General features: G+C 62.8%; 9 protein-coding genes. 3 read left to right on the top strand and 6 right to left on the bottom strand.

Annotated features, from left to right (window positions below; translation table 11 throughout):
- Positions 1 to 31 precede the first annotated feature (31 nt).
- From ABKF58_RS13830 to ABKF58_RS13815, 4 genes are all read right to left on the bottom strand, one after another.
- Positions 32 to 460, bottom strand: coding sequence for a (R)-mandelonitrile lyase (locus ABKF58_RS13830; RefSeq protein ID WP_482581318.1), 429 nt, complete (start codon positions 458 to 460; stop codon positions 32 to 34).
- 42 nt (positions 461 to 502) lie between these two features.
- Complete coding sequence (locus ABKF58_RS13825; RefSeq protein ID WP_482581316.1) at positions 503 to 1,354, bottom strand: aldo/keto reductase; 852 nt, start codon at positions 1,352 to 1,354, stop codon at positions 503 to 505.
- 21 nt (positions 1,355 to 1,375) lie between these two features.
- Positions 1,376 to 2,821 (bottom strand): MFS transporter, encoded by a 1,446-nt coding sequence (locus tag ABKF58_RS13820; RefSeq protein ID WP_482581314.1) that lies wholly within the window; start codon positions 2,819 to 2,821, stop codon positions 1,376 to 1,378.
- 107 nt (positions 2,822 to 2,928) lie between these two features.
- A complete protein-coding gene (locus ABKF58_RS13815; RefSeq protein ID WP_008952897.1) occupies positions 2,929 to 4,077 on the bottom strand; it encodes an iron-containing alcohol dehydrogenase in 1,149 nt (382 codons plus the stop codon).
- Between the two features lie 135 nt (positions 4,078 to 4,212).
- Between ABKF58_RS13815 and ABKF58_RS13810 the strand changes: the two genes are divergently transcribed.
- The gene (locus tag ABKF58_RS13810; protein WP_482581313.1) at positions 4,213 to 5,175 is read left to right on the top strand and encodes a LysR family transcriptional regulator; all 963 of its coding nucleotides are present in this window, start codon (positions 4,213 to 4,215) and stop codon (positions 5,173 to 5,175) included.
- Positions 5,176 to 5,538: 363 nt separating this feature from the next.
- On the opposite strand, the gene ABKF58_RS13805 is transcribed toward ABKF58_RS13810, so the two are convergent.
- The gene (locus ABKF58_RS13805) at positions 5,539 to 6,579 is read right to left on the bottom strand and encodes an IS110 family RNA-guided transposase (RefSeq protein WP_482581311.1); all 1,041 of its coding nucleotides are present in this window, start codon (positions 6,577 to 6,579) and stop codon (positions 5,539 to 5,541) included.
- Positions 6,580 to 7,338: 759 nt separating this feature from the next.
- Positions 7,339 to 9,924, bottom strand: coding sequence for a bifunctional aconitate hydratase 2/2-methylisocitrate dehydratase (gene acnB / locus ABKF58_RS13800; protein ID WP_482581309.1), 2,586 nt, complete (start codon positions 9,922 to 9,924; stop codon positions 7,339 to 7,341).
- Between the two features lie 186 nt (positions 9,925 to 10,110).
- Between acnB and gcvA the strand changes: the two genes are divergently transcribed.
- Together gcvA and ABKF58_RS13790 are read left to right on the top strand one after the other, a co-directional pair.
- Entirely contained in the window at positions 10,111 to 11,013 is a 903-nt protein-coding gene (gcvA, locus tag ABKF58_RS13795; protein WP_294863544.1) for a transcriptional regulator GcvA, read from the top strand.
- A 71-nt stretch (positions 11,014 to 11,084) separates the two neighbouring features.
- Complete coding sequence (locus ABKF58_RS13790; RefSeq protein ID WP_482581307.1) at positions 11,085 to 13,892, top strand: aconitate hydratase; 2,808 nt, start codon at positions 11,085 to 11,087, stop codon at positions 13,890 to 13,892.
- Positions 13,893 to 13,989 lie beyond the last annotated feature (97 nt).

Below are 13,989 nucleotides of genomic sequence, written 5' to 3'. Positions count from 1 at the left end.
GAGCATTTCAGCCCCCTGCACTTTCTAGAATTTAGCTTCTGTATTGTTCGTCACTAACTTTTTCCAGCCAGTTCGCGGCAATTCCTTGCAACTGCTCCTGAATGGCAATGTGGCTCATAGCGGTAGTAGGTGCTGCCCCGTGCCAGTGTTTAGTTCCAGCGGGAATACTCACCACGTCGCCGGGGCGGATTTCCTGTACCCGGCCACCCCACTGCTGCACGCAGCCGCAGCCGGCGGTCACGATCAGTGTCTGCCCCAGCGGGTGGGTGTGCCAGTCGGTGCGTGCGCCCGGCTCGAAGGTTACCAGTGCGCCGGAGCCGGCGGCGGGTTGGCGAGCGGCGAACAGCGGGTCGACGCGCACGCTGCCGGTGAACCACTCCGCCGGGCCGCGGTAGGAGTCTTGCGAGCCAGCGCGGGCCACGGTTACGGCGTCGGCACTGGAGAGAGTTTGCTCAGTCATGATGCTTTCCTTGCTTGATGTCTGGATATAGGAATGCCTGGGTCAGGTGGGGCGATGCGCTTCATACAGCCACTTCACCATTGCCGGGTCGCGGTGGTCGAAGAACGCGCTGCTGCCGGTATCCAGCGTGGCAATGCTAGCCATGTCCTCGGCGCTCAGCTCGAAATCGGCGATGGCGAAGTTCTCGGCCATGCGTTCCGGGCGTACCGATTTGGGAATGGTCACCACGCCGCGTTGCAGCAGCCAGCGCAGCACTACCTGGGCCACCGTGCGGCCATGCCGCGTGGCGATGTCCTGCAGCAGTGCATTGCTAAACAGGTTGTTGCGCCCCTCGGCAAATGGCCCCCAGGATTCGATCTGTATGCCCAGCTGCTGCAGGAACTGCGCGCTAGCGGTCTGCTGGCAGAACGGGTGTGTCTCGATCTGGTTCACCGCCGGCACTACCCGGTTGCGCAGCATCAGGTCCATCACCCGGTCCGGCTGGAAGTTGCTTACGCCAATGGCGCGAATGCGGCCAGCCTGGTACAGCGCTTCCATTGCCCGCCACGAGCCATGCACGTCGCCATAGGGCTGGTGGATCAGGTAGAGGTCCAGGTAGTCCAGCTGCAGCCGCTCCATGGAGCGTTCAAAGGCCTGCAGAGTCTGCTCATAGCCGCTGTCGTGCAGCCACAGCTTGGTGGTGATGAACAGTTGCTCACGCGGGATGCCGCTGGCGGCGATGGCACGGCCAACCGCTACCTCGTTGCCGTAGGAGGCTGCGGTGTCGATGAGGCGGTAACCGATGCGCAGCGCGGCGGCTACGCTGGCCTCGCACTCGGCAAGGTCGTGCATCTGGTACACCCCGAAGCCCTGCAGCGGCATCTGGATGCCGTTATTCAATGTGGTTGTCTGCATGTCGGTATTCCTTTTCCGAGGTTATTTGCCGCCCGCTACCTGGCCAATGGCAACCGGCATGCCCGCCGGCACCGGCTTGCGGGCATGCGCCGGCAGGATCAGCACCAAGGAGGCCAGCAGAGCCAGCGATAACATCACGGCGCTGCCATCCATCACCATGGCAATGCGATGTGCCAGCAGTGGCACACCGGCCAGCTGTACCGGCACTGCGGCGGCAAACACCACCACCAGCACGCCCAGGCCGATGGCGCCACCAAGCTGGTGAGCCACGTTCACTAGCCCCGACGCCGCACCGGCGTCCTGCCGGGCAACACCCGCAACGGCAAACACGGTAAGCGGCGGCAGCACCACGCCCTGGCCAAAGCCGATCAGCATCATGGGCAGGGCAACGCCACTGACGTAGTGCGTACGGGCCGACACCTGCCCCAGCCAGGCCAATCCTCCAAGGCAGGCCAGCAGCCCAAACGCCAGCAGCCTGGCGCTGCCTACCCGCGGAGTGAGCCGCGGCACCAGCATGGCGGAAAGGAAGTTGGGCAAGGTGGCAGGCAGAAACGCCAGCCCGGCCTGCAAGGGGGTAAAGCCCAACACGCCCTGTAGGAACTGGGTGGTAAAGAACCAGAATCCCACCATGCCGCCCAGGAACAACATCCGCGCGGCGTAGGCGCCGCTGCGCTCCCGGCTGGCAAACAGGCGCAGCGGCAGAATGGGCTGCCGGGCCCGCGCCTGTATCAGCAGGAAGATACCGAGCAGGCCTAGCCCGCCGGTCAGCGCCGTGATGGTGAGCCAATCGCCCCAGCCCTGCTCTGCCGCCCGCACCAGACCGTAGACCAGCGCGGACATGCCCAGGGTGGAACTGGCGGCGCCGCCGATATCGAGCTGGCCGCTGTGGGTGGGGGTTTCGTGGATGTAGCGGCAGGCAGCGAGCATCAGCAACGCGCCTATCGGCAGATTGATGAAGAAGCCGGCACGCCAGGACAGCAGCTCGGCAAACAACCCTCCCAGCACCAGGCCCAGCGTGGCGCCTATGCCGGCGGTGGCAGCATACAGCGACAGCGCGCGGGTGCGCTCCGGCCCTTCGGCAAAGTGGGTGGACAGCAGCGCCAGCGTAGCTGGCGCCAGAATGGCGGAGCCCGCGCCCTGCACCGCCCGTGCGGCCAACAGCCAGGCCGGCGTTTGCGCCAGGCCGATGGCCAGCGAGGAAAGAGTGAAGATGGCCAGCCCCAGCAGCAGCATGCGGCGGCGACCGAGGATATCGCCTGCGCGCGCGCCCAGCAGCAACAGCCCGCCCAGTGCCAGCGTGTAGGCGTTCTGCACCCACGACAGCCCCACTGTGCTAAAGCCCAGCCCAGCCTGTATCTTCGGCAGCCCGGTAATGACGATAGACACGTCGATCAGGATCATCAGGTAACTGGCCATGATGATGGCCATGATGGCGCGGCGATTGTCTGGCAAGGTCTGCGTTGTCATGCGGTGTTCACCTCCAGCCTATTGCCTGCGTGGTGCATTTTCATGGTGTTGCTTCCGGATTAAGTGGCCACCGCGGGCGGCACCTGCTACCAGCGGTGGCAGGTGCATCACAGCGCGTTGCGCAGAATGGTAGCCACCACATCGCGGCTATAGATGTCGGCGATGCCAAACCACTTCGCATTGCCCAGTACGTTGTCGGTAATGGCCGGCAGGTCTGCCTCGCCAATGCCCAGCTGCGACAGGCGCGTGGGGGTACCCATCTTGTCGAACCAGGCTTCCAGCGCAGCAATGCCCTGCTGCGGGGTATCCACGCCGAACACGTATTGCGCCAGGCGCTGGAACTGCGCCGGGTTGCGGCCGTGGTACCACTTCATCCAGGCCGGCATGATCACCGACAGCCCGGCGCCGTGCGGCACGTTGAACAGCGCCGACAGCGCGTGCTCGATCATGTGGTTTGGGTAGCTGAAGCCAGCCGTGCCGGCGTAGATCAGGCCGTTCAGTGCCTGGGTGGAGGCCCAGGCAAACTCGGCACGTGCCGCGTAGTCGGCCGGGTTGTCCAGCAGCGTTTCCGTGGTGTCGATCACGGTATTGATGAGGGCTTCCACCATGCGCGAGTGCAGCGTGGGCTGCACCGTGGCGGTGAAATAGCCTTCAATGCAGTGCGCGATGATGTCGGCGGCCGAGTACACCAGGTAGTCACGCGACACGGTCTGCATCAGCGCCGGGTTGACGATGGAGACGCGCGGGTAGGTATGCACCGACTGGATGGCGAACTTCTCTTTGGTAGCCTCGTTGGTCACCACCGCACCACTGTTCATCTCGCTGCCGGTGGCAGCCAGGGTAAGGATGGAGAACACGGGTAGCGCCGAGACAATATCTGCCTTGCCGATGAATAGGTCCCAGACATCGCCCTGGTACGGCACGCCGGCGGCGATGGCCTTGGAGCTGTCCAGCACCGAGCCGCCGCCTACGCTGAGCACGGCACCCACCTGGTGGCCGCGCGCCAGGGCGATGCCATCGCGCACTTTCGACAGCAGCGGGTTGCTGACAATGCTGCCAAACTCGATGAACTCGATATCGTGTGCGGCCAGGCTCTTGCTCACCGCCTCGAACAGGCCGTCGCGCTTGATGCGGTAGCTACCGAAGCAGAGCAGCACTTTCCGGATGCCGTGCTCGGCCAGGTGCTGGCCGATCAGCTGCTCCTTGCCGGTGCCGAAATCGATCTTGGTAGGGTTGTAGAAAGTAAAGTTGTCCATGCGTGTCCTCTACTGCCGTAATGGCCGGTGGTCTTGATGGACAGAACTTTAGTTTCCAGGAAAACATTAAACTAGAGCGTTATCATTTGAATAATCTACAACTTTTTGATGTTAATTTGCCGGCGGGATTGAAACATGTCCATGAACGAGCTCCGCTCCATTACCACCTTCGTGCGCACAGCCGAGTTCGGCAGTCTCAGCAAGGCCGCTGAAGCGCAGCAGATATCGCCTCAAGCCGCCAGCAAGGCGCTGGGGCAGTTGGAACAGTACCTGGGCGTGCGCCTATTCCACCGCACCACCCGCAGCATGTCGCTGACAGAGGAAGGCCAGCGCTTTCTAGAGGCAGTACATCCTTCGCTGGTCGGCTTCCAGCAGGCGCTGTCGGTGGTCCGGCAGACCAAGGACGACTTGGCCGGGCCATTGCGGATAGTCGGCCCGCGCACGGTGCTACAGTCGGTCATCGGCCCGGTAATGGACGAATACTGCCGGCTCTATCCCGAGGTGCAGCCAGATGTGCAGCTTGACGACCGTATCGGCAACTGGGTGGAAGACCGCATCGATGTCGGCTTCCGGCTGGGTAACTCGCCGCAGGAAGGCCTGGTGGCCCGGCGGCTGTTCCCGATGCAGCTGATCATCTGCGCCGCGCCCAGCTACCTGCGCAAGTACGGCATTCCGCAGAGCCTGTACGACCTGAGCTCCCACCGCTGCAGCGCCTTCCGCCGGGCAAGCGACGGCCGCGTGGTGCCATGGCGTGTCCGTGTCGGCGATAGCATGCAGGATCAGCCGGTCAACCCTTCTTTCTGTACCAATGACGAGGCGATGGAGTTGCGGGCTGTACTGGCGGGCGAAGTTATCGGTCAGTTGGCCGCTCCTACTGCTGCGCCGCTGATTCGCAGTGGCCGGCTGGTGCCCATCCTGCTGGAGCACATGGCCGATCACTACAGCCTGTTTGTGTATTACGGTAGCCGCGCAGCGCAGCCGGCCAGAGTGCGCAGATTCATCGACCTAGCCGTGGAGCGCCTGACAGAATGTGCTGATTTTGTACTGAGTAGCAAAGAGTTGGTGCAGGCCAATTCCAGAGGCGCAGAAACAAACTGAGTCGTCCCTCAATTACCAGATAGATTTATGGCTGGTTCCTTGAGTAAAGCAGTCATTTTTCATCTGACATTCGAAGGGCCGTATATGGACTCCTCCCGGTTTGCACACATTTCACAGCTCTGGAGTTCGGATCGACTGCTTACGTATATCCGGCCTCTGAGTTGGGCTTAATTGCCCGGGCCATAATGGGCTATCCGCGCGCCAGATCCCTATTGCTTTGTCGTGCTGTTCGCACTTGGCCAGTTTTCGGGTTCTTCCGACGCCGGTTCGACCTGTTCGCCATCACTGCTTCATGCTGCGCAATCGTGAAGATGGGTTAAGCGTTGATCATCTCGTTGCCGAGGCCCTGTCCAACCCGAATGCTCAGGACACTGTGTCTCCTGCCTGCCCATAATCTGGGTCGTAATCCGCTTCCCGCGTCATCAGCGCCCAGGCTAGGCGTACCGTCTTGTTGGCCAAGGCGACCGCGGCAATATTATTGTTGCGACGGGCGCACAGGCTTTGAATCCAGCAACTGAGGCGATCTGTTTGTGTCGCAGCGGCGCGAACGACCGCTCGCGCCCCGTGAATGACCAAAGTGCGCAGATAGGTATTACCTCGCTTGCTGATCCCCAGTAACCGGTCTTTGCCGCCACTGCTGTGCTGAGCAGGGACCAGTCCCAGCCACGCAGCAAGATCCCGCCCCCGCTTGAAGTCCTTGGCGTTGCCAATGGCGGCCACCAGTGCAGTGGCGGTAATGGGGCCAATACCGCGTAGTTGCTGCAGCTTTCTGGCCATCGCATTTTCATTGGCTTGGCGTACCATGTCCTGATCTACGATGGCAATTTGTTCGTCCAGATACACCAGATCTTCGCGCAGACCATCCAGCAGATGACGGAAGCACGCCGAGAGGCCGTTTTCTGCATCCTCCAGGATGAGTGGTAACGCCTGACGCAATTGCTTCACGGTCACCGCGATCACGATTCCATACTCAGTCAGCAAGCCGCGAATCTGATTGACCTTGGCGGTCCGCTGGTGAATCAGTTCGGTCCGAATGCGGTGCAATGCCTGCAGATCCTGCTGCTCAATCGTTTTGATCGGTACAAAACGCATTCCCGGTCTGCTGACCGCTTCGCAAATCGCTTCTGCATCGTTGGCATCATTCTTGTTGCCCTTCAGATAAGCCTTCACAAATTGCGGGGCAATCAACTTGACCGTGTGTCCCATTGCCTGGAGCTGACGTGCCCAATGATGCGCACCGGCACAGGCTTCCATGCCGATCAGGCAGGGTTCGAGTTTCTGGAAGAACTCCAGGAGTTGATGACGACGCAGTTGCCGGCGACACACAGGGTGCTCATGAGCATCCACCCCATGAATCTGGAAAACGTTTTTGGCCAAATCGATGCCGATGCGCATAATCTTCATGGTGGACTCCTCGTTCCGTTTTGACTGGTTTGTTGACGCCTCCAGTCTGGCACGTTGATGCCGTATCAGGAGGGAGGAGTCCATCCCATTGCTTTAGCCACGGAAGCAGCTACTTCAGGCCAAAAGGCCGGGCGACTCCTTTGGCCGAAGAGTTCTCATTGGCTGTTCGGCAGGTTTCAGAGTGAGCCGCCGCTTGAATGGCGGCTATGCCAAATGAGCGACTGGCAGCAGTTGGCCGAGAGCGGGACTTCATGTTGGTTTCCGATAGCCGACAGGTGGAAACTCAAGGGCCGCTTTCTGGATGCTGTCCGCTACGGCCGCCTTCGCGATCAGGACCGCCCAAAGGCCACCTGGCATTATCCTGGTGCAGGCTAACGGCAGCGCGGCCGGCCAGACCGCACGTACTTTCACATCCACCTGATTCCGAGATACAGCGGAGAATTCCTTGCTCCACATGCAGCACGGCGGGAAGGCACGGAAAAGCTGAAGGGGCGCGCCAAACGCATCATTGCCGCCTGGCCCGAGCTCAAGGAGAGCAATTGACCGGGGCCACGGTTCCCTCCCACCTCGTCAGGGGATACCGCTGCGGATTGGCTCCTTCACGATTGTTGATGGCCCCGGCGCTAGGCTGAGAATGTCCCAAAAAAATGCCCCGCACTTGGCGGGGCAGCTTTTTACATTGGGGGTATCTTTGGGGGTATCCATCCACTGATAAAAGACAGCGCCAGAATACCCAACCAACCGAAACCCTTGCTGTAGTTAGACGTTGACCGTGTCGGCCACTTCCTTGAACTCGTCTATCTGGTCGAAGTTCATGTAGCGGTAAACGTCGGCAGCCTGCTTGTTGATGACGCCGATGTCGGCCATGTACTCTTCCTTGCTCGGGATGCGGCCCAGCTTGGAGCAGATCGCAGCCAGTTCCGCCGAGCCGAGATACACGTTGGTATTCTTGCCCAGACGGTTCGGGAAGTTACGGGTCGAGGTCGACATCACGGTGGCGCCTTCGCGGACCTGTGCCTGGTTACCCATGCACAGCGAGCAACCCGGCATTTCGGTACGGGCGCCGGCAGAGCCAAACACGCCGTAGTGGCCTTCGTTGGTCAGCTGCTGGGCATCCATCTTGGTCGGCGGAGCCACCCACAGCTTGACCGGGATGTCGCGCTTGCCTTCCAGCAGCTTGGAAGCGGCACGGAAGTGGCCGATGTTGGTCATGCACGAACCGATGAACACTTCGTCGATCTTGGCGCCGGCGACTTCGGACAGGGTCTTCACGTCGTCCGGGTCGTTCGGGCAGGCCACGATCGGCTCGTGGATGTCAGCCAGATCGATCTCGATCACGGCGGCGTACTCGGCGTCGGCGTCCGGCTGCAGCAGTTCACCGTTGGCGATCCACTGTTCCATGGCCTTGATGCGGCGCTCCAGGGTACGTGCGTCCTGGTAGCCGTCGGCGATCATCACCTTCATCAGGGTGATGTTCGACTTCATGTACTCGACGATCGGGTCCTTGTTCAGGCGCACGGAACAACCGGCGGCGGAACGTTCGGCCGAGGCGTCGGACAGTTCGAACGCTTGCTCGACCTTCAGGTTCGGCAGGCCTTCGATTTCCAGGATGCGACCGGAGAAGATGTTCTTCTTGCCGGCCTTGGCCACGGTCAGCAGGCCCTGCTTGATGGCGTAGAGCGGAATGGCATTGACCAGATCACGCAGGGTGACGCCCGGTTGCATTTCGCCCTTGAAGCGCACCAGCACCGATTCCGGCATGTCGAGCGGCATCACGCCGGTAGCAGCGGCAAAGGCCACCAGACCGGAGCCGGCCGGGAAGGAAATGCCGATCGGGAAGCGGGTGTGCGAGTCACCACCGGTGCCGACGGTATCCGGCAGCAGCAGACGGTTGAGCCAGGAGTGGATCACGCCGTCGCCCGGGCGCAGCGACACGCCGCCACGGGTGGAGATGAACGCCGGCAGTTCCTTGTGCGTCTTCACGTCGACCGGCTTCGGATAGGCGGCAGTGTGGCAGAACGACTGCATTACCAGATCGGCGGAGAAGCCCAGGCAAGCCAGGTCTTTCAGCTCGTCGCGGGTCATCGGGCCGGTGGTGTCCTGCGAGCCGACGGTGGTCATCTTCGGTTCGCAGTAGGTGCCCGGACGTACGCCCTGACCTTCCGGCAGACCACAGGCGCGGCCGACCATCTTCTGGGCCAGCGAGAAGCCCTTGCCGGAGTCGACCGGCGCTTGCGGCAGGCGGAATTCGGTGGAGGCCGGCAGACCCAGCGCTTCGCGGGCCTTGCTGGTCAGGCCACGACCGATGATCAGGTTGATACGACCGCCCGCGCGCACTTCGTCCAGGATCACGTCGGACTTGAGCGCGAACTCGGCGATCTTTTCGCCGTTCTTCTCAATCTTGCCTTGATACGGGTAGATGTCGACCACGTCGCCCATGTCCATCTTCGACACGTCGACTTCGATCGGCAGCGCGCCGGAGTCTTCCTGGGTGTTGAAGAAGATCGGAGCGATCTTGCCACCGAGGCACACGCCGCCGAAGCGCTTGTTCGGCACAAACGGGATGTCTTCGCCGGTCGCCCAGATCACGCTGTTGGTGGCGGATTTACGGGAAGAGCCGGTGCCAACCACGTCGCCGACATAGGCCACCAGGTTGCCCTTGGCTTTCAGGTCTTCGATGAACTGGATCGGGCCGCGCTTGCCGTCTTCTTCCGGGGTGATGCCGGGACGGGCGTTCTTCAGCATGGCCAGGTAGTGCAGCGGGATGTCCGGGCGCGACCAGGCGTCCGGAGCCGGCGACAGGTCGTCGGTGTTGGTTTCGCCGGTGACCTTGAACACGGTCACGGTGATTTTTTCCTGCACGGCCGGACGGCTGGTGAACCACTCGGCGTTGGCCCAGGATTCGACCACTTCGCGGGCGAACGTGTTGCCGGCGTCCATTTTTTCCTTCACGTCGTGGAAGGAGTCGAACATCAGCAGGGTTTTCTTCAGGCCGTTGGCGGCGATCTGGGCCACGGAGGCGTCGTCCAGCAGGTCGATCAGCGGCTTGATGTTGTAGCCACCCAGCATGGTGCCGAGCAGTTCGGTGGCTTTTTCGCGGGAGATCAGCGCACAGGCCACGTCGCCGTCGGCCACGGCGGCCAGGAAGGACGCCTTGACCTTGGCAGCGTCATCCACGCCCGGCGGCACGCGGTGGGTGATCAGCTCGACCAGGAAATCCTCTTCGCCCTTGGGCGGGTTTTTCAGGAGCTCGACCAGCTCTTCGGTCTGTTTGGCGGAAAGCGGCAGCGGCGGAATGCCGAGAGCGGCACGCTCGGCAACATGTTGGCGGTAAGCTTCAAGCATCTTTCTTAACCTTTACGCTGGAGATGTTGGTGATTGAGTCGGCCGGCAATGGGTATGACTCCTGCCAGCTAGCGCCCTGGGGAGATCGCATTCTCTCCCCTATTTTTTGATGCTGGAAGATTACGCGGTCTGGCCCACGCTTACAAACGAGTAATCGCCACAGCGCCTGTGAGTTAAAATCACAGTATGAATACCTATCCTCCTCTCAATGCCTTGCGCATTTTCGAAGCGGCAGCAAGGCTGGAAAGCTTCTCGGCCGCGGCCAACGAGCTCTTCATCACCCATGGTGCTGTGAGCAAGCAGATCAAGCAGCTGGAAGAATGGCTGGGCGTGAAGCTGTTCGACCGCACCGGCGGGCGGGTCAAGCTGAGCGATACCGGCTGGCGCTATCTGATCCAGGTGCAGGACGGGCTCGACCTGATCGCCAACGCCACCTCGCAGCTGTTGCAGCCGGACCGGCTGCGGCGGCTCACGGTCAACTCCACCCCGACCTTTGCGCGGCATTGGCTGCTTCCCCGGCTGACCCAGTTTCGCGACGCCTACCCGGACGTGGAGCTGCACCTGGTCACCTCCGACCGCGACATCGGCCGCCTCGATACCCCCTTCGACATCGCCATCCGGCGCGGCCCCGGCGACTGGCCGGGCCACATCGCCAAGCCCTTCCTGGAAGAGTGGGAGCTGCCGCTGTGCAGCCCCGCGCTGCTGGAGCGGGCTCCCGTCGCCAGCCCCGCCGACCTGGCCCGCCATACCCTGCTCTACGCCGACACCCGCCCCACCGCCTGGCAACGCTGGCTCACGCTCGCCGGGGTGCCGGACCTGAAGCCGGCCAGCACGCTGCACTTCGATCGCTTCTCGCTGGCGCTGGAGGCGGCCATGGACGGACTGGGCGTGGTGCTCGGGCCGATGCCGATGGCGCAAGACGAAATTGCCCGCGGCCGCCTGACCACGCCGCTGTCGAGCCCCATCGTACCGGTACGGGCCTACTGCTGGGTCGCACCGCGTACCGCCGTGGACGACCCGACCGTCAGCGCCTTTTGCCACTGGCTGGAGACCTGCGCCGCCGGGCTCAGCGTGCCGCCGGCCGCCTGAAGGCAGCGAAATCACGTCGATTGGCCATAATGAAAGGTACGTTTTAGCGGCGCAACCGGCAGGGAGAGACCATGGACAACAACCCGTTCAACACCCTCAAGACCATCGAGACGCATCCCGGCAACCCCCTGCTCTACCATTCGTTGCCGGCCCTAGAGGCGGCCGGCCTGGGCGCGGTGTCGCGCCTACCGGTGTCGATCCGCATCGTGCTGGAGTCGGTGCTGCGGCATTGCGACGGCAAGAAAGTCACCGAGGCGCACGTGCGTCAGCTGGCCGCCTGGCAGCCGAACGCCCCGCGTACCGACGAAATTCCCTTCGTCGTCGCGCGCGTGGTGCTGCAGGACTTTACCGGCGTGCCGCTGCTGGCCGATCTGGCGGCAATGCGCAACGTGGCCGACGAGATGGGCAAGAACCCGAAGCTGATCGAGCCCCTGGTGCCGGTCGACCTGGTGGTAGACCACTCGGTGATGATCGACCATTACGGCGGACCGGATGCGCTGCGCCTCAACATGGAGCTGGAATTCGAGCGCAACCGCGAACGCTACCAGTTCATGAAGTGGGGCATGCAGGCGTTCGATACTTTCAAGGTAGTCCCCCCGGGCATCGGCATCGTGCACCAGGTGAACCTGGAATACCTGTTCCGCGGCGTGCAGATCCGTGACGGTGTGGTGTTCCCCGACACGCTGGTCGGCACCGACAGCCATACCACCATGATCAACGGCGTCGGCGTGGTCGGCTGGGGGGTGGGCGGGATCGAGGCGGAGGCCGCCATGCTGGGTCAGCCGGTGTACTTCCTGACGCCGGACGTGGTGGGCGTGGAACTGACCGGCAGGTTGGCCGAAGGCATCACCGCCACCGATCTGGTGTTGACCGTGACCGAACTGCTGCGCCGCCAGAAGGTGGTCGGCAAGTTCGTCGAGTTTTACGGTGAGGGCACCGCCAGCCTGACCGTGACCGACCGCGCCACCATCGCCAACATGGCCCCGGAGTACGGCGCCACCATGGGCTTCTTCCCGGTGGACGAGAAGACAGTCGATTACCTGAAGAAGACCGGTCGCAGCGATAGCGAAGTGGAACACTTCGAGGACTATTTCCGCGCCCAGGGGCTGTTTGGCGTGCCCCGTGCGGGCGAGATCGATTACAGCATGACGCTGCGGCTCGATCTGTCCAGCATCGTGCCGTCGCTGGCCGGGCCGAAACGCCCGCAGGACCGCATCGAACTGGCGGCGATGAAAGAGAATTTCACCCACCTGTTTTCCTTGCCGGCGGCACAGAACGGCTTCAACAAGCACGCCGACGAGCTGACGCTGCGTTATCCCACCCAGGCCGCTGCCGGCGACGACGCCCCGGTGCCGGCTGTACGTCATCAGATCGAGATGGTCGACGACCACCCCATGCTCGACCGCAGGGAGCCGGGCACGGACATCGAACCCGAAATGCCGGCCATGGATATCGGCAGCGGTGACGTACTGATCGCCGCCATCACTAGCTGCACCAACACCTCGAACCCCAGCGTGCTGCTGGCGGCCGGTCTGTTGGCGCAAAAGGCCGTCGCCAGGGGGCTGACGGTCCATCCGCGCGTCAAGACCAGCCTGGCGCCCGGCTCGCGCGTGGTCACCGACTATCTGGAAACGACCGGCCTGCTGGAGCCGCTGGCGCGCCTCGGCTTCAACGTCGCCGCCTACGGCTGCACCACCTGCATCGGCAACGCTGGCGACCTGCGCCCCGAGTTCAACGAGGCCATCACCCGCCACGACCTGGTCTGCGCCGCGGTGCTGTCCGGCAACCGCAACTTCGAGGCACGCATTCACCCCAACCTGCGCGCCAATTTCCTCGCCTCGCCGCCGCTGGTGGTGGCGTTCGCGCTGGCCGGACGCGTCACCATCGACATGACGCGCGAGCCGCTGGGCATCGGCCGGGATGGCCAGCCGGTCTACCTCAAGGACATCTGGCCCAGCTCGGAGGAAGTGGCCGCGCTGCTGCCGCGTGCCATGGACCCGGACACCTTCCGCCGCCTGTACGGCGACTTCACCCACGACCACGATCTGTGGAACGCCATCGCCGCGCCGCTCGGCAACGTCTACAGTTGGCCGAAGTCGACCTATATCGCCCGTCCGCCGTTCTTCGACGGCTTCTCGATGCAGCCCGGCAAGGTCGGCGACATCCGGGCAGCGCGCGCCTTGCTGATGCTCGGCGATTCGGTGACCACCGATCACATCTCCCCGGCCGGCTCATTCCGTGACAGCACCCCGGCCGGACAGTATCTATTGGCCGAAGGAGTCACGAAAAAGGACTTCAACAGCTACGGCAGCCGGCGCGGCAATCACGAGGTCATGATCCGTGGCACCTTTGCCAACGTCCGCGTCAAGAACCTGATGCTGCCGGCCAAGGACGACGGCAGCCGGGTCGAAGGCGGCTACACCCTGTTCGACGGCCATCAGACCACGGTCTACGACGCGGCGATGAAGTATTGTCATCGCGGCACCCCGACCATGGTGTTTGCCGGCGAGGAATACGGCACCGGCTCCAGCCGCGACTGGGCCGCCAAGGGCACCCTGCTGTTGGGCGTCAAGGCTGTGGTGGCAAAGAGCTTCGAACGCATTCACCGCTCCAACCTGGTCGGCATGGGGGTCTTGCCGCTGCAGTTCCAGAATGGGGACAGCTGGGAAAGCCTGGGCCTCGGCAGTGACGACAGCTTCGACATCGTCGGTATCGAACAGGGCCTCAAGCCTCAACAGGAACTGACGCTACGCATCACCCGTCCGGACGGGAGGCAGCGCGACGTCATCTTGCGCTCTCGCATCGATACCCCGATCGAGGTCGAATACTACCTCCACGGCGGCATCCTGCCCTACGTATTACGGGAACTGATGCAGTAACCTCCTCCCGATTCTTCCCCCTGCTGCAACATAAAGCGGGGCGTCCCGAGGCCGAGCGCGGGCCCGGGACGCACCGCTCTTTCCATCGCCTTCCTTC

It is taken from the genome of Pseudogulbenkiania sp. AW2-16, assembly GCF_056824575.1.
Note: the sequence above shows the minus strand (reverse complement) of the source record. Positions and strands in the feature narration are given on the sequence as shown.

What these genes read in the sequence shown, in the direction of transcription:
- ABKF58_RS13830 (WP_482581318.1), bottom strand. Translation starts at nt 460, where the DNA reads ATGACTGAGCAAACTCTCTCCAGTGCCGACGCCGTAACCGTGGCCCGC.
- ABKF58_RS13825 (WP_482581316.1), bottom strand. Translation starts at nt 1,354, where the DNA reads ATGCAGACAACCACATTGAATAACGGCATCCAGATGCCGCTGCAGGGC.
- ABKF58_RS13820 (WP_482581314.1), bottom strand. Translation starts at nt 2,821, where the DNA reads ATGACAACGCAGACCTTGCCAGACAATCGCCGCGCCATCATGGCCATC.
- ABKF58_RS13815 (WP_008952897.1), bottom strand. Translation starts at nt 4,077, where the DNA reads ATGGACAACTTTACTTTCTACAACCCTACCAAGATCGATTTCGGCACC.
- ABKF58_RS13810 (WP_482581313.1), top strand. Translation starts at nt 4,213, where the DNA reads ATGTCCATGAACGAGCTCCGCTCCATTACCACCTTCGTGCGCACAGCC.
- ABKF58_RS13805 (WP_482581311.1), bottom strand. Translation starts at nt 6,579, where the DNA reads ATGAAGATTATGCGCATCGGCATCGATTTGGCCAAAAACGTTTTCCAG.
- acnB (WP_482581309.1), bottom strand. Translation starts at nt 9,924, where the DNA reads ATGCTTGAAGCTTACCGCCAACATGTTGCCGAGCGTGCCGCTCTCGGC.
- gcvA (WP_294863544.1), top strand. Translation starts at nt 10,111, where the DNA reads ATGAATACCTATCCTCCTCTCAATGCCTTGCGCATTTTCGAAGCGGCA.
- ABKF58_RS13790 (WP_482581307.1), top strand. Translation starts at nt 11,085, where the DNA reads ATGGACAACAACCCGTTCAACACCCTCAAGACCATCGAGACGCATCCC.